The 18,893-nt window shown below is 50.5% G+C and carries 14 protein-coding genes and 1 tRNA gene; 9 read left to right on the top strand and 6 right to left on the bottom strand.

From position 1 onward, the window contains the following. Nucleotides 1-4 precede the first annotated feature (4 nt). Both fimH and sfmF read left to right on the top strand, forming a co-directional pair. Nucleotides 5-1,012, top strand: coding sequence for a type 1 fimbria D-mannose specific adhesin FimH (gene fimH, locus OGX67_RS21850; protein WP_257651676.1), 1,008 nt, complete (start codon nt 5-7; stop codon nt 1,010-1,012). After that, the gene (gene sfmF / locus OGX67_RS21855) at nt 1,005-1,541 is read left to right on the top strand and encodes a fimbria assembly protein (RefSeq protein WP_071696849.1); all 537 of its coding nucleotides are present in this window, start codon (nt 1,005-1,007) and stop codon (nt 1,539-1,541) included. Before fimH ends, sfmF begins: the two co-directional genes overlap by 8 nt. 49 nt (nt 1,542-1,590) lie before the next feature. Here the strand turns inward: sfmF and fimZ are convergent, their stop codons facing one another. The 3 genes from fimZ to fimW form a co-directional block, all read right to left on the bottom strand. After that, on the bottom strand, nt 1,591-2,223 hold the full coding sequence (gene fimZ, locus OGX67_RS21860; protein WP_003021902.1) for a fimbria biosynthesis transcriptional regulator FimZ: 633 nt from the start codon (nt 2,221-2,223) through the stop codon (nt 1,591-1,593). A gap of 587 nt (nt 2,224-2,810) precedes the next feature. Then, complete coding sequence (gene fimY, locus OGX67_RS21865; RefSeq protein WP_003021904.1) at nt 2,811-3,533, bottom strand: fimbria biosynthesis regulator FimY; 723 nt, start codon at nt 3,531-3,533, stop codon at nt 2,811-2,813. Nucleotides 3,534-3,918: 385 nt separating this feature from the next. Continuing rightward, on the bottom strand, nt 3,919-4,512 hold the full coding sequence (gene fimW, locus OGX67_RS21870) for a fimbria biosynthesis transcriptional regulator FimW (RefSeq protein WP_003021906.1): 594 nt from the start codon (nt 4,510-4,512) through the stop codon (nt 3,919-3,921). A 253-nt stretch (nt 4,513-4,765) separates the two neighbouring features. Here fimW and OGX67_RS21875 point away from each other — a divergent pair. Then, a tRNA-Arg gene (locus OGX67_RS21875) sits at nt 4,766-4,842 on the top strand. 37 nt (nt 4,843-4,879) lie between these two features. Here the strand turns inward: OGX67_RS21875 and torS are convergent. Beyond that, on the bottom strand, nt 4,880-7,645 hold the full coding sequence (torS, locus tag OGX67_RS21880) for a TMAO reductase system sensor histidine kinase/response regulator TorS (RefSeq protein WP_257651674.1): 2,766 nt from the start codon (nt 7,643-7,645) through the stop codon (nt 4,880-4,882). Nucleotides 7,646-7,727: 82 nt separating this feature from the next. Here torS and torT point away from each other — a divergent pair, with 82 nt between their 5' ends. Next, nucleotides 7,728-8,759, top strand: a complete 1,032-nt coding sequence (gene torT / locus OGX67_RS21885) for a TMAO reductase system periplasmic protein TorT (protein WP_257651673.1) — start codon at nt 7,728-7,730, stop codon at nt 8,757-8,759. On the opposite strand, the gene torR is transcribed toward torT, so the two are convergent. Beyond that, on the bottom strand, nt 8,732-9,424 hold the full coding sequence (gene torR / locus OGX67_RS21890) for a two-component system response regulator TorR (RefSeq protein ID WP_003021912.1): 693 nt from the start codon (nt 9,422-9,424) through the stop codon (nt 8,732-8,734). The genes torT and torR overlap by 28 nt on opposite strands. Before the next feature lie 131 nt (nt 9,425-9,555). Here torR and torC point away from each other — a divergent pair, with 131 nt between their 5' ends. The 3 genes from torC to torD are packed head-to-tail and all read left to right on the top strand — an operon-like array spanning nt 9,556 to nt 13,875. After that, the gene (gene torC, locus OGX67_RS21895) at nt 9,556-10,734 is read left to right on the top strand and encodes a pentaheme c-type cytochrome TorC (RefSeq protein WP_003021915.1); all 1,179 of its coding nucleotides are present in this window, start codon (nt 9,556-9,558) and stop codon (nt 10,732-10,734) included. Continuing rightward, the gene (torA, locus tag OGX67_RS21900) at nt 10,724-13,264 is read left to right on the top strand and encodes a trimethylamine-N-oxide reductase TorA (protein ID WP_286527254.1); all 2,541 of its coding nucleotides are present in this window, start codon (nt 10,724-10,726) and stop codon (nt 13,262-13,264) included. Before torC ends, torA begins: the two co-directional genes overlap by 11 nt. After that, nucleotides 13,261-13,875: a molecular chaperone TorD gene (gene torD, locus OGX67_RS21905; RefSeq protein WP_016149740.1), complete on the top strand. Its 615-nt coding sequence runs from the start codon at nt 13,261-13,263 to the stop codon at nt 13,873-13,875. Before torA ends, torD begins: the two co-directional genes overlap by 4 nt. A gap of 478 nt (nt 13,876-14,353) precedes the next feature. Here the strand turns inward: torD and uspF are convergent, their stop codons facing one another. Next, complete coding sequence (gene uspF, locus OGX67_RS21910; RefSeq protein WP_003835732.1) at nt 14,354-14,782, bottom strand: universal stress protein UspF; 429 nt, start codon at nt 14,780-14,782, stop codon at nt 14,354-14,356. 528 nt (nt 14,783-15,310) lie between these two features. Between uspF and OGX67_RS21915 the strand changes: the two genes are divergently transcribed. Together OGX67_RS21915 and OGX67_RS21920 are read left to right on the top strand one after the other, a co-directional pair. Continuing rightward, nucleotides 15,311-16,405, top strand: a complete 1,095-nt coding sequence (locus OGX67_RS21915; RefSeq protein WP_257651671.1) for a NapC/NirT family cytochrome c — start codon at nt 15,311-15,313, stop codon at nt 16,403-16,405. 20 nt (nt 16,406-16,425) lie between these two features. Next, on the top strand, nt 16,426-18,870 hold the full coding sequence (locus OGX67_RS21920) for a trimethylamine-N-oxide reductase 2 (RefSeq protein WP_003021928.1): 2,445 nt from the start codon (nt 16,426-16,428) through the stop codon (nt 18,868-18,870). Nucleotides 18,871-18,893: the final 23 nt, after the last annotated feature.

Consider the following 18,893-nt stretch of genomic DNA (forward strand, 5'->3'; position numbering starts at 1 on the left):
TACGATGAAAAGACAAACGGGTTTGTTACTGGGAAGCGCTTTACTGCTGATTGCCCATTCGTCATGGGCGACGGTTTGCCATAACTCGAATGGCACGCCAACGGATGTTTTTTACGATTTGTCGAATGTCTTTAACAGCAGCAACAACCAGCCGGGACAGGTGGTAACGTTACCGGAAAAATCGGGCTGGATTGGCGTGAATGCCACCTGTCCGGCCGGAACGTCGGTGAATTACACCTATCGAAGCTATGTCACTGAACTTCCTGTTCAAAGTACCGAGGGTGGTTTTCAGTATCTGAAGCTCAATGACTACCTGCTGGGTGCCATGAGCATCACCGACAGCTACGCCGGGTTGTTTTATCCTCCAAGAAATTATATCCGTATGGGCGTTGACTCGAACGTTTCGAAGCAGAAGCCTTTTGGCGTACAGGATTCAAACCTGGTGTTTAAACTCAAAGTGATCCGCTCGTTTATTAACATGGTTCCGATTCCGCGTCAGACGATGTTCAGCGTCTATGTCACGACCAGTTCCGGAGATGCGCTAAGCACGCCGGTGTACACCATCAGCTACAGCGGTAAGGTGGAGGTTCCACAAAACTGTGAGGTGAACGCCGGGCAGATTGTTGAGTTTGATTTTGGCGATATTGGCGCATCGTTGTTTAGCAAGGCGGGGGCAGGAAACCGGCCCGAAGGCATTAATCCGCAGACCAAAACCGTGGCGATAAAATGCACCAACGTCGCCGCACAGGCCTACTTGACCATGCGTGTAGAGGCTGAGAAAGCCACCGGACAAATGATGGTTTCTGACAACCCGGATTTAGGTTTTATCGTCGCCGATAGCAGTGGTAACCCACTGACGCCTAACAATTTGTCCAGCAATATCCCATTTCAATTGGATGATAACGCCGCAGCAAGGGTCGGTATTCGGGCATGGCCGGTCAGCGTGACGGGGAATAAACCTACCGAAGGGCCTTTTACGGCTCGTGGCTATCTGCGAGTGGATTATGACTAACAAGCAAACGCCATTCGCAGGGGCGCTTCTGGCGATGGTGTCCCTGCTAACATTCAGTTCGTTGGGCCATGCCGCCTCGTCGCTGGGGGAAATCAATATTGAGCTGCGTGGCAACGTGGTGGACTTTACCTGTGCGGTGATTGCCAGCGACAGCAATAAGTCGGTGGAGTTGGGGACCTGGCCGACAAAGCAGCTTCAGACCAGCGGAGATACCACTCAACCGGTCGCGTTTACGCTGAAGCTTGAAGGTTGCCCGCCGGGATCCGCGTCGATAACGTTTTCCGGTATTCCGGCTCCGGGCACGACGCTGTTGGCGCTTGATGATGCGGTCATGGCGCAAAAGGTGGCGATTGAACTGCACGACAGCGATCGTACGCGATTACCGCTCGAACAGGCGAGCCAGGCCGTGGGGATTGATGAGAACGGCAATGCCACGCTGACCTTTTTCGCCAACTATATCGCGTTAGCCGATGGAGTTCAGCCTGGCGTCGCCAGGGCTGATGCCACGTTTATGATTAACTATAACTAATCAATAAGCTGACAAAACGCTCCCGAACGACATCTCGCCGGGAGTGTTATTACATTAACTCATGCATTTTTGCATAATCGATTAGCTCAACGATGGTGTGCAACCCGAGCTTGGAGTAGATATTCGCCTTGTGAGCGCTAATCGTTTTATTGCTGAGTAACAACTGTTCAGCAATTTCCTTATTGGACAGACCGTTTGCCAGATAACGCAAAACCGTAACCTCGCGGTTAGAGAGCGGCATGTCATTCAGCACACCTTTTTGTGCGTTTATATTGTTAATGAAATTAAGGGTATCCGACGGGAAAAAAGAATATCCCGATAAAATCATTTTTACCGCATTGTAGATATCATTGAGATCCTTTCGTTTACTGACAAAACCATTTGCACCGGCCCGGATAGCACGCCCGGCATAAAAAGACTCCGATTTAGAAGAGAGAAACAGCACCCGAGTTTTCTCCTGCAGAGACTTTATTCTCTTGAGTAATGTAAATCCATCCGAACCAGGTAGTTCAATATCCAGGATGACAAGATCGACCGGGTATGTGCGCAGGTGTTCTATTGCCGTACGGCTGTCGTCGGTTTTCAATACTACCTGAATATTACTGTTTTTCTCGAGTAGTACTTCTATCGACATTCTGACAATAGGGTGTTCGTCCATAATGATAACGGATGCTGGTTTCATTGTTGTATGCCTCAAACTGTTTGCGTATCTTGCGAATTTGATAAAACATCAGGCGTTATAATATTGTCAAATAGCCAAGAATTGTTCTGCGGGAAAACCGAATAAATATTATTTCATCCTTGTTTATTCGGTTGTTCTTCTGCAGAACAATGAATTTGTGGAAAATCCATTTCACACCGGGAAAACTAACAATTAATCAGGAAACTGTGGGGATTATACCTGCTCTGTTCTTTCGGAAAAGACTTACAACATCCCGGTTGTTAATGTCAGTTAGGATATTCTGAAAGATCCAGATGTGTTAATGACTATTGGTATTATTTATCTGCAGTTCGAATTATGGCAGATTGAAAATTTTTTTTAAATAGTAAAAACGATACAATAAACCAATTGTTTAGGTTTTGTTAAGGCTGCAATTAGGCTTTTTTATATTGAAATGCACAGAATCAGTAAGGATAAGTGTGACAGTGGCACCAGGCATAATACCAGGAATAGTTGTAAATATTAAATATTTGTAAAAATTAGATCTTTTTTCTTATTCAAGAATAAGTAGTTTCCTAAAAAATCTTATCGCACATAGGGTTATGGTGTTAAATTAAATGAAGAGAGGTAACGTTGAGGCGGTGTATCAGATGCAAAAAGCGTTGTCTGCTGGGTAACCCCAGGCGCGTAATCAATTGGTTCAGGCGATAGATGATACGGTGGTAAGGTTGTGTTTGTAACAATGCAATCTTTTTTAAGGAGTTACCTTGTAAAAGTAAGGCAATCATCTCCCAATCGAGCTGATTTATGCGTCTGGAATGAATATAGTCAGGAACCGGCGATAATAAGGCGTGACGCACCTCCGGAAGGCGTAAATTGCGTGATAGGATATAAAATGGACCGGATAGTGAAATAAAGGTAGTCAGGTCTTCATCACGACTTGAAAGCATTATGAAGATCTGGATGTCATTACGCTGCTTAATTAGCTGGCGCAAACGTTCAAGTATATCGAAATAGGGGAGTGTTAAGCTTTCTATGTCAATCACTAACTGGCTAATTACTGGTTCTTGCATGCTGGGTAAGGCCGACTCAACGCTCTGGAAGACCGCCGTACGTGTGCCTGAGAATAAATGTCGACTTAACGCATAGGCCAGGTAGTAGTCTGTTGTAATTATCGCCTGAGATATAGTGTCGTCCGGTAATGTGTATTCGAGTTTTTGCGCCAGATACTCGAGCCGGTCAAATACTTGTGAGGTACAGTGGGGATATTGCCAGGTACAGTTAGTGTTTCGTATGCGGCGATAGCGGTCCCGGCGTTTTGCGCTGTGCATCCTTTTCCATTCCATTTCTGTTGCGGCAGGTCTGGATAAATTGCTGACTATAAACATCCCTGACCCAAATTTTTGCCAGCGTAAAGGTCAATGTCCTTGTGCCGTTGGGTTTCAGTACTTCAACAATCATCAGACTGGCAATTGCGTATCCCATCAGAATAATCTGCCGGAAGTTTTCTGATGTCTTACTCAATGCCCAAAAGATCGTTTTATCCAGTTCAACCTCTCTCTGATATTAGATAAAATATTACCGGGTGTGTCTTTCTGTTACCCCGGAAATAGTATGGCTGGATTATTCTGGCAGTCTGCGGATAGGTACAGTAGGAGTCGATACTTAATCGAGGATGAGATATTTCTCAATAAAAATTAGGCAGAGATACCCCGTCTAATTTTGTAGAAAATTCAGATGGGCGCGGATGTATCTTAAGAATTGCTGATCGTTTTTCACATGCAGCTTTTTCATTATGCCGCGGCGGGTCGCTTTGGCCTGAAGATCGCTTATTGAGAGTAGGTGAGCCGTTTCGGCTAAGGTATATCCGCTGGCGAGAAACATTAAGAACTTGCGTTCGTCGACAGAAAAGTTGCGGGTAGTGCAGTAATGGCAGATAGTTGCAGGCACGTTGTTGCGCAGCGCACGTTTTTGCAGGATGGGGACTAATTTTTTAGTCATTTCCTCAACGTCATCTTCCCGATAGATCAGCGGCAACATGTACAGGCAGGGCCGGAACATCAGCTTATCTTTATCGTTTCTGTTGCAGATGACAACCCGGTGTTGGCGGCGGGTATGGATCGGAATCTGATAGCAATCGGCGCTGAGCCAATCTTCATCCAGGGAGATAAACGCGATGTCAGCGCGATCGATATTCTCGACAGGTAAAAAGCAGATCTCCTGATGCCACTGATTTGCCAGATGGGAGATGATGATTTTCAGTCCATGTTCGAAGTGACTGTTTTCTTCCTTGATGGCGATACTTAACATTAAAGAGTTCCTGAACCGCTAGAGGGGTAAGGGAATGTTAAGCAAAATCATAAATATTCTAAATACATGTATCCTTAAATCTGGCGTTTCGTGGGCTGAGTTGTTACCAGGTGATTTCCTGGATACCCTTGAACAAGCAGAAAAAATCAACATTCGTACACTTCGCCAGCAACTGAAATAAAAGGCATTGACTCAGCAGGCGCTGACCGTATAATTCACGCGTTTCATCTGCATGAAGTAATCACTTCGCAATGCGCCCTTAGCTCAGTTGGATAGAGCAACGGCCTTCTAAGCCGTAGGTCGTAGGTTCGAATCCTACAGGGCGTACCATTCAAAGTCAGTCCCTATGCTCAGCTTCAACGCACCGTTACGCGCGGGACGGTTTTTCTGCTTCCAGCCAACTTTCTACCTCATAAAGACTCTGTTGGATCTCCTCTCTGAGTGAAAAATCACCCAACGGCTGCTGTTCAAGTGCTGCACACATCGTGCTGGCTGAGCGCATTCCCATGCTGGCGCAGCTGCTTTTGAGCTGATGTGCCAGACGTTTTATCTGCTCGCGCTCATTTAAACCTCGCGCCGTGTCAATTTCATCTAATAAAGGAAGGGCGTGTTGCGTAAAGAGCGCTAACCATTCGTGCACCTTTTGCCATCCCATGACCTGGATATCCCCAGCCAGTTGCTGAAAATCTAACCGTTTGTTGTCATTGTCTGATGCAAGCGGGAGAGACTCGTTGGCGTGCAGATAATGCGTAATAAGTCGACTGAGTTCATCCCGGGGAACCGGTTTTTGAATAATGCCGAGAAACAGGGTACTGGTTCTTTGGTTTAGCGTTTCGTCGATGACGTGTGCGCTAAAGCCGATCAGGTTAAGTGCCGGATAGTCGTGGGCTAACTGCTGTGCCAGCGTGATCCCGTCGATATCAGGAAGATCGAAATCAACCAGAGCAGCATTAAAGCTGGCATCTTCCCGCAACAGGCTTAACGCCTCCTCGGCACAGTCGACAGCGGTGACCTGTGCGCCATTGAGAGTGAGCATTTCTGTGCTGATGCGCTGCGTAAGAGGATTATCCTCGATAAGCAATAAGCGTAAGCCCTGTAACGATATGGAGCGTTGTGCGGGTTTAATGACGGGCATCGTGGTTGCCCGCAATGGCAGACGCAACTGAAAACAACTCCCGACGCCGGGTGTGCTGGTAACGCTTAGCTCTCCCTGCATTGCCTTGGCGAGACTGGCGCTGATGGTGAGTCCGAGCCCGGTTCCTCCGCGTTTACCGCTTACCTGAACGAACGGCTGAAAAATATCGTGCTGACGGGCAGGGTCAATTCCGCATCCCGTATCCTCAACCTCAACATACCAGTCCTGATCTTCACGCCGACTACGCAGGATAATGTGTCCTCGATCGGTAAAGCGTAGTGCGTTGTTTAATAAGTTAGTAATGATTTGCCGGATGCGGCGCGGATCGCCACGTAGGGAAGCGGGAACGTTATCGGCAAAATCCGCAACCAGCACAACCGGACGACCGGCAACGCGGCTGTTCATGAGTTGAAGCGTACTTTCCAGCAAGGGTTTGGGTTCAAAAGGCTCATCGCCTATCGCCACATTTTTTCCACCGGCTTCGATGGCGGAATAGTCGAGGATATCGTTGAGGATGGTCAGCAGAGACTCGCCCGAGTCGGTGATTGCGCGTAGATTTTCCCGATGCTGTGTCAGGGCGGGATTGTCTGAGAGCAACTGCGCAGTGCCGAGGATACCATACAACGGAGTGCGTATTTCATGACTCATAGCGGCAAGAAACGCCGATTTCGCCTGGTTAGCTTTTTCAGCTTCTGCACGGGCCTGCCGGTGTTCAGATACCATAGAATGCAGCTCGGCGGTGCGAGCTTTAACCTGTGCGGCCAGATGTTTGCGATGGTTATTGAGGGCGTGAACGCTACTGCGAAAGGCATCCATCAACCGCCCGATGGTATCCAGCTCGCAAACGCCTGCGGTTTCCGGAAATGGGGAGTCAATATCCCCCTCAAGTAGACGCTGCAACGCCTGGGTTTGCTGTGCCAGTGGGCGTGTGACTGAGCGATAAACCACACGCCAAAGTATAAGAATCAGCAAACATAATGACACGCCACCTAACAGCAGCAGCAAGTGTTGCCCGCGCTGGCTGGCCTGTTTGAGATGCGCCAGTCCGCTTTGATTGCGTTGGCCGATGATTTCCACCAACTGGCTGACTTCGCTACTGAAACGGGTAAATTGTTCGATATTATTCTGCGATAAGATCTGCAATTGGGTCGTGATGTCATTATCCTGGCGATACAGGGACAGCAGCTCAATATAACGGCTAATCGTATTGACGGTGTCGGCCACCTGAGTGCGCACCACTGGATCTTCAATACGTATTTGTCGGCGGTGAAGCACTCTGACGGCGGCATTCAACTGGCTTTCCAGCGCAGCCAGGTTATTCTGCGCCTGGTTATTCCCCAGATTCATCACCATTTGCTGCACGCGTAGCGCGCTCAGGCGCAGCTCATTCATCTGGTTATAATATTCCAGATCGATATCGATGAGCCTGTCCAACGCGTGTTCAGCCGCTTGCCCCTGATGACTCTCAATTAAATCATAAATGCTTGCCTGCGTGGCGCCCGCCGAGGTAGCTGCATTGCTGGCCTGGCCGCGCGCCATTTCGGCAACGTCAGCGGTGGCCTCAATAATTTTCTGGCTAAGTTGTTGTTGTTGAGCGCGTAATCTCAGGCGTTCGCCAACCATCTCCCCCTGATGGCTTAACGACTGGGCGATCTCTTTTTCCTGTTGTTCAATGGCCGAGGTATCAAAGCCCTGTTCACGAAGAGTTTTGAGTAATGTGGTTATTTTCAGACTCTGGGCGGTTAGCATTCTCCCCTGAGCCAGCCACATATTTTCATTGTCTGCGGTGGTTAGATTTTGTGCTGAAAACAGTTCCCAGGCACTGGCCTCGCTGAGCTGGCGTGCCATATCCATGGTTGGAATTAGCGCCTGGGTATTGGCCTGCTCAACCTGGCTGACAAAACGCAGGTTATACCAGCCTGTCAGCGTACTGATAAGAGTCAGTGCCGCCATCAGCGCAAAGCCTATCCACAGTCGTTTGGTCAGAGATAAATTCACTGTCTGGTCGCCACAGATTAAAAAGGTTGAGTCCAAAAGAGGAAAGCAACTAGGATAAAGCCTTATCAATGTTGAGGCTATCATGCGCGTATTGGTTTTCCTGCTTATCACACTTTTTCCCGGCTTAAGTCACGCGGCCGGGGCCGCACTGCTGCGCTGGCAGGATACGCAGCAGGCAGTACCGGAATCGCACGTGGCCGTGACCGCAAGCCGAGTGTGGAAACTGTGCGCGTTGTATCCCAGTCTGAAAGATTCCTATTGGCTCTCCGTGAATTACGGCATGCTTGAGGCGGCAAAAAAATATGGAGTAAGCCTGAAGGTGTTTGAGGCGGGAGGGTATCGTCAGTTCACCACGCAAAAAACACAAATCGCCCAGTGCCAGCAGTGGGGCGCGGATGCCATTTTATTGGGCAGCAGCACAACGACTTTTCCGGATTTGCAGGCGCAGGTTGGTACGTTGCCGGTCATTGAGGTAGTGAATGCGATACACGATCCGACGGTGAAAGCACGGGTCGGAGTTCCATGGTTCCAGATGGGTTACCAGCCAGGCCGCTATCTGGTTAAGTGGAGTGCGGGAAAACCGTTAAAGGTCTTATTATTGCCCGGACCTGATGACGCCGGAGGCAGCCGCGAAATGGTGGCAGGATTCCGTCAGGCGATTGCCGGTAGTCAGGTGCACATCGTGGATGTGGCGTTGGGGGATAATGATATTGAAGTTCAGCGCAACCTGTTACAAGAGATGCTTGAACGTCACCCGGATGTCGATGTGGTTGCCGGTACAGCAATTGCTGCGGAGGCAGCGATGGGAGAGAAGCGGAATCAGGGGACGCCGCTAACCGTTGTCTCTTTTTACCTGTCGCATCAGGTTTATCGCGGACTTAAACGCGAAAGAATCATTATGGCCGCCAGCGATCAAATGGTCTGGCAAGGTGAACTGGCGATTCAACAGGCCATCAGAGTATTACAAGGGCAACCGGTGGCGGAAAATATCAGTCCGCCGATCCTGGTGCTCACCCCGAAAAATGCCGACAGCCAGCATGTTCAGCGCTCACTTTCTCCTGGCGGGTTCCGTCCGGTTTATCTGTATCAGTACACGTCGGCTGCTAAAAAATAACCTTCGCCGTGCTGCGTCACCAGTAAATCAGCCCGTAGCTTATGGCGCAAACGGCGGATCAATACATCCACGGTGCGTAAGTCTGGATTGTCTACCCGTCGTGCCGAAAGCATACGCAGTAAACGTTCGCGGCTGAGAATTTCCCCCGGATTGGTGACAAAGGCGACCAGCATTTCATACTCGGCGCGGGTGAGTTTGATCGTCTCATCGCCCAACTCCAGGGTATGCCGGGAGACATTCAGACAGTATCCGGCAAACTGATAGCAGTTATCTTTGGTCTCCGGCTGTGCCTGGCGGGCAAGATCGATACGCCAGAGCAAATTTTTAACCCGAACCACCAGTTCACGTAGCTCCAGCGGCTTAGTGACATAATCATCAGCGCCCATTTCCAGGCCAACGATCCGGTCAATTTGATCGCTACGACCCGTCACCAGAATGATCCCTACCGTTGAGCGTTCGCGCAGGGCACGGGTCAGCATTAAGCCATTTTCGTCCGGGAGATTGATATCCAACAGAATAAGATCGACAGGATGTTGTGACATGATTTCACGTAGGCCTGTAGCGCTGGCGGTGACCGAGACGTGGTAACCCTCCTGTTCAAAGTATGCCTGTAACCTCGCCTGGGTGACGGGTTCATCTTCAACAATTACAATGTGATGCGACATCCTGATGGCGTGCTCTTTCTGTTCATATCTGTTCACATTGTGCCGTAAGTCATTCATCCTGACCAGTGTTGCTGTTCACATTTGAGAAATAAGATCCTCTGTAACTAAACCATAAGATTACAGGGGCTATTATGCGGAAACTATGGAGGGCGCTGCTCAGACCGAGCGCACGTTGGTCAGTGTTGGCGCTGGTCGTTATCGGGATTGTGGTCGGTATTGCGCTGATCGTCTTACCGCACGTTGGTATTAAATTAACCAGTTCTACCGAGTTTTGCGTGAGCTGCCACAGTATGCAGCCGGTTTACGAAGAATATAAACAGTCTGCGCATTTTCAGAATGCCTCCGGGGTACGCGCAGAATGTCATGACTGCCACATTCCATCCGATATTCCAGGCATGGTGAAACGTAAGCTGGAGGCCAGCAACGATATTTACCAAACCTTTGTTGCCCACTCTATTGATACTCCAGAGAAATTCGAAGCCAAACGCGCTGAGCTGGCGGAGCGCGAATGGGCGCGAATGAAGGAGAACAACTCCGCGACCTGTCGTTCTTGTCATGACTATGATGCGATGGACCACGCTAAACAACATCCTGAAGCTGCTCGCCAGATGAAGATTGCGGCCAAGGACAACCAATCCTGTATCGACTGCCATAAAGGTATTGCGCATCAGCTTCCCGATATGAGTAGCGGTTTCCGTAAGCAGTTTGATCAGTTACGCGCCAATGCAAACGACGATGGCGAGACGCTCTACTCTCTGGACATCAAACCTATTTATGCCGCCAAAGGTGATAAAGAACCTGCAGGATCACTGCTGCCCGCTTCTGAAGTGAAAGTGTTAAAGCGTGACGGTGACTGGCTGCAAATTGAAATTGTGGGCTGGACCGAGAGTAATGGGCGTCAGCGCGTGTTGGCGCAATTGCCGGGCAAGCGCATTTTTGTGGCTTCCATTCGTGGCGACATCCAGCAGCACGTGAAGACGCTGGAGCAAACCACCGTTGCGGAAACGAATACGCCATGGAGTAAATTGCAGGCCACCGCCTGGATGCAGAAGGGCGATATGGTCAACGACATCAAACCTATCTGGGCTTATGCCGACTCGCTCTACAACGGAACCTGTAACCAATGCCACGGCGCGCCAGAGAAAGAACACTTTGATGCTAACGGTTGGATTGGCACGTTGAACGGCATGATTGGCTTTACCAGTCTGGATAAACGTGAAGAACGTACCTTACTGAAATATTTGCAGATGAATGCCTCTGACACTACGGATAAGCCGCATGGCGATAAGGGAGAAAGCAATGAAAAATAACGATCTCTTTCAGGCATCTCGCCGACGTTTTCTAATGCAGTTGGGGGGCTTGACCGTAGCTGGTATGTTAGGGCCTTCGCTGCTCACGCCGCGTAGCGCCAACGCCGCAGAAGTCCAGGGCACTGGCGTCAAAGAGGGGATTCTGACCGGTTCTCACTGGGGGGCTATCCGTGCCACCGTGGTTGATGGTCGTTTTATTGAGGCCAAACCGTTTGAGCATGATAAATACCCGTCAAAAATGATCGCCGGACTCCCGGATCACGTACACGGTGGAGCGCGTATTCGCTACCCGATGGTCCGCGTGGACTGGTTGCGTAAGCGCCATCAGAGCGATACCACTCAGCGCGGAGATAACCGCTTTGTACGCGTTTCGTGGGATGAAGCGCTGGACTTCTTCTACCAGGAGCTGGAACGCATTCAGAAGACCTATGGTCCGAGCGCGCTGCTGACTGCCAGCGGCTGGCAATCGACCGGGATGTTCCACAATGCTTCCGGGATGCTGGCACGTGCCATTGCGCTGCATGGCAACAGCGTGAGTACCGGGGGAGACTATTCCACCGGCGCCGCTCAGGTCATTCTGCCGCGCGTGGTAGGGTCAATGGAGGTATATGAGCAGCAGACCTCCTGGCCGCTGGTACTAGAAAACAGCAAAACCATTGTGCTGTGGGGTTCCGATCTCATCAAAAACCAGCAGGCGAACTGGTGGTGTCCGGATCATGATGTCTACGAATACTACGAGCAACTGAAGGATAAAGTGGCGCGGGGTGAGATTTCGGTCATCAGCGTTGACCCGGTCGTCACCTCAACGCATGACTATCTGGGCCGCGACAAGGTTAAGCACATCGCCGTGAACCCGCAGGCTGATGTGCCGCTACAGCTGGCGTTGGCACACACGCTGTATACCGAGAAGCTCTACGATAAGCATTTCCTCGATAACTACTGCGTTGGGTTTGAGCAATTTCTGCCTTATCTGCTGGGCGAAAGTGACGGACAGCCTAAAGATGCTCAGTGGGCGGAAAAAATCTGCGGAATTGATGCAGATACGATTCGTGAACTGGCGCGGCAGATGGCGGGCGGCAGAACGCAAATTATTGCCGGCTGGTGCGTGCAGCGTATGCAGCATGGGGAACAGTGGGCGTGGATGATCGTGGTGCTGGCCTCGATGCTCGGACAAATCGGTTTACCCGGCGGCGGCTTTGGCTTTGGCTGGCATTACAACGGTGCGGGCACCCCGGGGCGTAAAGGGATTATCCTGAGCGGTTTTTCTGGCTCCACCACCGTGCCTCCTGTGCATGACAGTACCGATTATAAGGGCTACAGCAGTACTATTCCGATCGCGCGTTTTATCGATGCGATTCTGGAGCCGGGCAAAAACATTAACTGGAACGGCAAAACCGTTAAGTTACCGCCGTTGAAGATGTGTGTTTTTGCCGGGACCAACCCTTTCCATCGTCACCAGCAGATTAATCGCATTATTGAGGGATGGAGTAAGCTGGAAACCGTCATCGCCATCGATAATCAGTGGACGTCGACCTGTCGATTCGCCGACATCGTATTACCGGCGACGACCCAGTTTGAACGTAACGATCTTGACCAATATGGCAACCACTCCAACCGCGGAATTATCGCCATGAAGCAGTTGGTGCAGCCGCAGTTTGAAGCGCGTAATGATTTCGATATTTTCCGCGATCTTTGCCGCCGCTTTAACCGTGAAGAAGCGTTCACTGAAGGGCTGGATGAGATGGGCTGGTTGAAGCGCATCTGGCAGGAAGGAAGCCAGCAAGGGAAGGGACGCGGCGTTCATCTTCCGGCCTTCGACGTTTTCTGGAATCAGCAAGAGTACGTTGAATTCGAACATCCGCAGATGTTTGTTCGTCATCAGGCCTTCCGTGAAGATCCCGACCTTGAACCGCTGGGCACGCCGAGCGGTTTGATCGAGATATATTCGAAAACCATTGCCGATATGCAATATGACGATTGCCAGGGGCATCCGATGTGGTTTGAGAAAATCGAACGCTCACACGGAGGACCCGGATCGCAGCGTTGGCCGCTACATTTGCAATCCGTGCACCCGGATTTCCGTCTGCATTCACAGCTCTGCGAGTCCGAAGCGCTGCGTAAGCATTATGCGGTAAGTGGCAAAGAGCCGGTGTTTATCAACCCGCAGGATGCCAGCGTCAGGGGGATCCGCAACGGCGATATAGTTCGTGTATTTAACGCGCGTGGACAAGTGCTGGCCGGGGCGGTTGTCTCCGATCTCTACTCGCCGGGCGTGGCGCGCATCCATGAAGGTGCCTGGTACGATCCTGATAACGGTGGAGAAATCGGAGCGCTGTGTAAATACGGCAATCCGAACGTGTTAACGATAGATATCGGCACGTCTCAGCTGGCGCAGGCGACCAGCGCCCATACTACGCTGGTGGAAATTGAGAAGTATACCGGCAAGGTGGATAACGTGACGGCGTTCAGTGGCCCGATAAAAATGGTGGCGCAGTGTGAATATGTCCCGGCTGAGCAGGTGACGTCATGACGAAACACTTTTCCCTGACAACAGAACAAATGGCCTGCGTGTACGCCTGGCTGGCGCAGTTGTTTTCCCGGGAGCGTGACGATGAAAGCCTGGCGCTTTTACAGTCCAGCGAAATGGCTGAGTGGTTCGCGGTGCTCAAAGGTGAGCCGCTGCTTGAGGCGCAGGTCCTTTTGCTGGAGGAAAAAATTGCTGCGCTGAAGGCGCGTGAAGACGCTACTCTGGAACTGGCAGCTGATTTTTGCAGCCTGTTCCTGATGTCGGATAAACACGCGGCGTTACCCTATGCGTCGGCTCATCTTGAAGGAGGGCCAAACTATGGGGTCATTAAACAACTATTATCTGATGCGGGCATGCAGGTAAGCGATACGTTTAGCGAGTCAGCCGATCATCTGGCGATTTTTATCGAACTGCTGAGCCATCTGCATTTTTCCCTGGCAGAGGCAGGACCGCGTCATCAGCAGGTTGATGCGTTGCGCAGAGAAACGCTGGCAGGGCTGTTACGCTGGTTACCGGAGTTCACCACTAAATGCTGTCGGTATGATGACTTTGGTTTCTATGGTGCACTGAGCCAGCTGTTGCTGGCATTGGTCAGGCTGGATAATCAGCGCTGAGAGCAGCACATCCGGAGGTAATGAATCTGTTGCCTCCGTCGCATTGCTACGTTCACCTTATGTTATTCACTTCTCTGAAACGATACTGCCTGTGAACGTGTTAAGGGTACTATCGCCGTACCCTTAACAATCCCGGCTCCCGGCGGGAAAATTGTTGCTGCGCAATACCCTCCGCTTATTCCTTCAGGCTACCGGGTCGGGCGCGAGGCAACATCCCTGTAAAACGCGCCCTGAACCCGCATCCCTGCGGGTTCTCCCGGCCTTACGGAAACACGTCGGCAATTTTCAGCCGGACCAGTCCACACCTGATCTCCTGTGCTTTTATTTGAAAATCGCTGAACAGCAAAACAGATTTAACTGGAAATTAGGGCGTTGAAGCGATGACCTCGCTATGGTTGTTCCACCCCCAGTTATTTCCATGGTCATTCATCTTCGTGAACTGAATGGCATTAGCACATTCGCTCCCGTTTGAACCCTATCACCGTACAACCAGCACTGGACATTTCGCGTGGCGTACCACGGCTGCTGCCGTTGACCCCAGCAGATAAGTGCTAAAACCGGGTTTATGTGAGGCGATGACAATAAGCTCGGCGTCTACTGATTCTGCCAACTTGAGGATCTGATCCTTCGGCGGTCCGTAAACGACATGAGTTTGACTCCTGCCTGCAGGAATATTGAACTGCTTAATAATCTCTTCGAGTTTTTCGCTGGCCTTGGCCTGCAGACCACTTCTGTCCGGGAATTCGGTAGAGTAGGCTAGCCCTAGCGAGGCATAGAACGGAACGGTAGGAATAACGGCTAAAAAGTGAACCTTCGCGGTTTTGGCATGCGCCTGAACCTGTGGAACAACATGGCGAGTTAAATCGGTTTCAGAGATATCGATGGGCACCAGAATTGAGCGATACATATTCACTACCTCCTGTTTGTTTACCTCTACTCTGAGTGTAGCGAAAGTTGTCTTTGTATAATAAGTGACCAGATCAAGGTTACGTGCATAAATGTGCGTCAATGAAATGTGTGTGTCGCATGTCTGGCCGTATATGTATATGTGAGCAAAACTGTAAGACAGGTATCTTCATTAATACGTGTAATCAAAAAACAGAAAAGGGTTCTTTTTTATGTGTTTTCATTATATATTTAATTATATAACGATTGTCACCAAAGGATTAATTTCAGCAGCTTTTAATCTTTATCAAACTTTTATTCTGATGTTTGTGTGATTAATAGTTAATCAAACTTTATGTTTGGTTTAAAATTCTAATTTTAAACGAAATTTGATATTTACATTTCGTTCTCATTAATTATGCGAGCCCCTTCAAACTTACCCGTTGGCTGATTCTTATTTCTCTCTTCGCTTGATGAATATCAATAAGTAGCTGCTTTAGTATATTTATTGTCTACCTCTAAAAGGGTATTCGTCTGATGGAAATATAAGATGAGAAAAATAAATAAAACTATCATATGGACGATGCTGCTGTGCATTGTTCTTGGTGCAGTTATTGTTTTGGCAGGGCAATGGACATTGCACAAAACCTCGAGCACGGAATTTTGTTTGTCGTGCCATACGATGCAGGCACCTTACGAGGAATATACCGGCTCGGTTCACTTCCAGAATCAGAAAGGCATTCGCGCAGAGTGCGCGGACTGTCATATCCCGGAGGGCGGGCTGGATTATCTGGTGGCTAAGCTGCGGGCCTCAAAAGATGTTTATCACCAGTTCATAACCAAAAAAATCGATACCCCGGAAAAATTTGAAGAACATCGTCTGGAGATGGCGCAAACCGTCTGGGCACAGCTCAAGGCGAGTGATTCTGCGACCTGCCGTAGCTGCCACAGTATGGACGCCATGGATCTTGCTGCACAAAGCGCGGATGCCCAGAAGATGCACAAAATGGGCATCGCGGAAAAGCAAACCTGTATTGATTGCCATAAAGGCGTCGCCCATTTCCCACCTGAAATAAAAATGGATGACAGTGCGCTTAAAGGGCTTGAAGCGCAGTCAGCCTCCACTCCAGCCTCGGCAACTGAGCTTTATGCCGTAAGCAATACCGCGCTTGGCGATCTGGGAACTGTTTACCCGGCAACAAAAATGCAGGTTCTGAAAACAACGGACAACGCGCGACTGGTCGAGATTCGCGGTAGCCAGATGCAGGGAAGTGAACAGGTTATTTACTACGCAGCAGGGCAGCGTTTGATTCTTGCCAGCCTGAGTGAAAAAGGTCAGCAGTCGCTGAAGATCCTCTCCGACTGGAAAAAAGATGACTACGGCAATGCGTGGCGAGATGTCGTGCTGCAGGGCGAATGGGGCGGTTCCGCTCTCGCCAGCCGCGAACCCATGTGGGATTACGCACGCAAACTCGACAATGTGTACTGCGCGGGTTGTCATGCGCCAATTCCGGCGAATCATTTCACGCTCAACGCCTGGCCTTCTGTGGCAAAAGGGATGGGTGCTCGTACCAATATCAGTGAAAACGAACTGGATATCCTGAGCCGTTACTTCCAGTACAACGCGAAAGACATGAACAAATAAGCGATAAATCAGGAGAAATCATGAAACTCACAAGACGTGACTTTATCAAGACGGCTGGCGCGGCAACCGGGACAATGGCGATTTCTTCGGTGATCCCAATGCCGGCCTGGGCCGAAGGCCAGAATGGTGGGGCAATCCTGACGGCAGCACGTTGGGGTGCGGTATACGTGGAAGTCAAAGACGGCAAAGTGGTTTCCTCAAAAGGTGCGTTGCCGAAAACGGTGCCGAACTCATTACAGCAAACCGCGCCGGATCAGGTTCATACCAATATCCGCGTTAAGTATCCGATGGTGCGCAAAAGCTATCTGGAAAACCCGGGTAAAGCGGATGGTAAACGTGGTAACGATCCTTTCGTGCGCGTGAGTTGGGAACAAGCGCTGAAGCTCATTCACGAGCAGCATAGCCGGATCCGTAGCAGCTATGGCCCGTCCTCAATATTTGCCGGTTCCTATGGCTGGCGCTCTAGCGGTGTTCTGCATAAGGCGCAAACCCTACTGCAACGCTATATGAGCATGGCCGGTGGCTACGCCGGTCATACCGGAGATTATTCAACCGGGGCAGCGCAGGTGATCATGCCTTACGTTGTGGGATCGGTCGAAGTCTATGAGCAGCAAACCACCTGGCCGATGGTGCTAGAGCACAGTCAGGTCGTGGTGCTGTGGGGGATGAACCCGCTCAATACCCTCAAAATTGCCTGGAGCAGCACGGATGAACAGGGGATTGAATACTTTAATCTGCTGAAAAAATCAGGGAAAAGCGTCATCGCCATCGATCCGATGCGTTCTGAAACCATCGAGTTCTTTGGTGATAATGCGACCTGGATTGCGCCACATATGGGGACCGATGTGGCGATGATGTTAGGGATCGCCCACACGCTGGTGAAGAAAAATCTTCACGACAAAGCCTTCCTGGAAAAATACACCACCGGATATCCGCAGTTTGAAGAGTACCTGCTCGGCAAGAGCGACAAAATTGAGAAAACCGCCGAGTGGGCATCTGGCGTGTGTGGCGTGCCTGCTGAACAACTGGAAAAGCTGGCGGAAATTTTCTCCAGCAACAAAACCATGCTCATGGCAGGCTGGGGGATTCAGCGTCAGCAATACGGTGAGCAAAAACACTGGATGCTGGTGACTCTGGCGGCGATGCTGGGGCAAATTGGTACCGAAGGCGGTGGTTTCGGGTTCTCTTATCACTATTCTAACGGCGGTAACCCAACACGCACCGGTGGGGTATTGCCAGCAATATCCGCCAAAATTGAGGGGGGATCATCTGCTGGCAACGACTGGGCGGTTTCTGATGCGGTGACCAGCCTGCCGGTAGCGCGAATTGTCGAGGCGCTGGAAAACCCAGGCGGCAAATATCAGCATAACGGTAAAGAGCAAACCTTCCCGGATATCAAAATGATCTGGTGGGCGGGTGGCGCTAACTTTACCCATCATCAGGATACCAACCGCTTAATCAAAGCCTGGCAGAAGCCTGAACTGGTTGTCATCTCTGAGTGTTACTGGACCGCAGCGGCCAAACACGCCGATATTGTTCTGCCAATCACCACCTCGTTTGAGCGTAACGATCTGACCATGACCGGTGATTACAGTAACCAGCATCTGGTGCCTATGAAGCAGGTCATCGCGCCGCAGTTTGAAGCGCGTAGTGATTTTGACGTATTTGCCGATCTGGCTGAGATGCTCAAGCCGGGTGGTAAGGCGGTCTACACCGAAGGCAAAGACGAAATGGCGTGGCTGAAGCAGTTCTATGACGTTGCGCAAAAAGCCGCCCGCGCCCAGCGCGTCGCCATGCCTCAGTTCAACGCGTTCTGGCAGCAGAATAAACTGATCGAAATGCGTGAGAATGAAAAGAATAACAAATATGTGCGCTACGCGGATTTCCGCAGCGATCCGGTGATGAATGCGCTGGGAACGCCGAGCGGCAAGATAGAAATCTACTCGAAAACGATTGAAGGCTATCAGTATAAAGACTGTCCGCCGCATGCGTCCTGGATTGAACCGGATGAATGGAAAGGAACTGCGGATAAAGATCAGCTGCAGCTACTGACGGCGCACCCGGCACATCGTCTGCATAGCCAGCTGAACTACGCGTCGCTGCGTAAAGAATACGCGATTGCCAATCGTGAACCGGTGACGATTCATCCGGATGACGCGAAAGCCAGAGGGATTGTCGAGGGCGATCTGGTTCGTGTATGGAATGCTCGCGGACAGGTTCTGGTGGGGGCGCACGTCAGCGACGGTATCAAACCGGGAATCATCTGTATCCATGAAGGCGCATGGCCGGATATTGAAAACGGTATCTGTAAAAATGGCGGCGCGAACGTGCTGACGGCGGATATCCCAACCTCACGGCTGGCGAATGGCTGTGCGGGGAATACCAGCCTGGTATATGCAGAAAAATTCACCGGTGAAGCGCCAAAACTCACCGTCTTTGATGAGCCAGCAATTGTCACCATGTAATGATGATGGCTGATAAACGGGGG

The sequence above is a fragment of the Citrobacter sp. Cf118 genome, assembly GCF_030334095.1.
Taxonomy (GTDB): Bacteria; Pseudomonadota; Gammaproteobacteria; order Enterobacterales; family Enterobacteriaceae; genus Citrobacter; species Citrobacter freundii.

Bases quoted from the DNA above. Each gene is read 5' to 3' on its own strand.
- fimW (WP_003021906.1), bottom strand. From the start codon at position 4,512: ATGTTAAGTATCGCCATCAAGGAAGAAAACAGTCACTTCGAACATGGA.
- torT (WP_257651673.1), top strand. From the start codon at position 7,728: ATGCGCGTATTGGTTTTCCTGCTTATCACACTTTTTCCCGGCTTAAGT.
- uspF (WP_003835732.1), bottom strand. From the start codon at position 14,782: ATGTATCGCTCAATTCTGGTGCCCATCGATATCTCTGAAACCGATTTA.
- torR (WP_003021912.1), bottom strand. From the start codon at position 9,424: ATGTCGCATCACATTGTAATTGTTGAAGATGAACCCGTCACCCAGGCG.
- torD (WP_016149740.1), top strand. From the start codon at position 13,261: ATGACGAAACACTTTTCCCTGACAACAGAACAAATGGCCTGCGTGTAC.
- fimZ (WP_003021902.1), bottom strand. From the start codon at position 2,223: ATGAAACCAGCATCCGTTATCATTATGGACGAACACCCTATTGTCAGA.
- torA (WP_286527254.1), top strand. From the start codon at position 10,724: ATGAAAAATAACGATCTCTTTCAGGCATCTCGCCGACGTTTTCTAATG.
- sfmF (WP_071696849.1), top strand. From the start codon at position 1,005: ATGACTAACAAGCAAACGCCATTCGCAGGGGCGCTTCTGGCGATGGTG.
- fimH (WP_257651676.1), top strand. From the start codon at position 5: ATGAAAAGACAAACGGGTTTGTTACTGGGAAGCGCTTTACTGCTGATT.
- torC (WP_003021915.1), top strand. From the start codon at position 9,556: ATGCGGAAACTATGGAGGGCGCTGCTCAGACCGAGCGCACGTTGGTCA.
- fimY (WP_003021904.1), bottom strand. From the start codon at position 3,533: ATGCACAGCGCAAAACGCCGGGACCGCTATCGCCGCATACGAAACACT.
- OGX67_RS21920 (WP_003021928.1), top strand. From the start codon at position 16,426: ATGAAACTCACAAGACGTGACTTTATCAAGACGGCTGGCGCGGCAACC.
- OGX67_RS21915 (WP_257651671.1), top strand. From the start codon at position 15,311: ATGAGAAAAATAAATAAAACTATCATATGGACGATGCTGCTGTGCATT.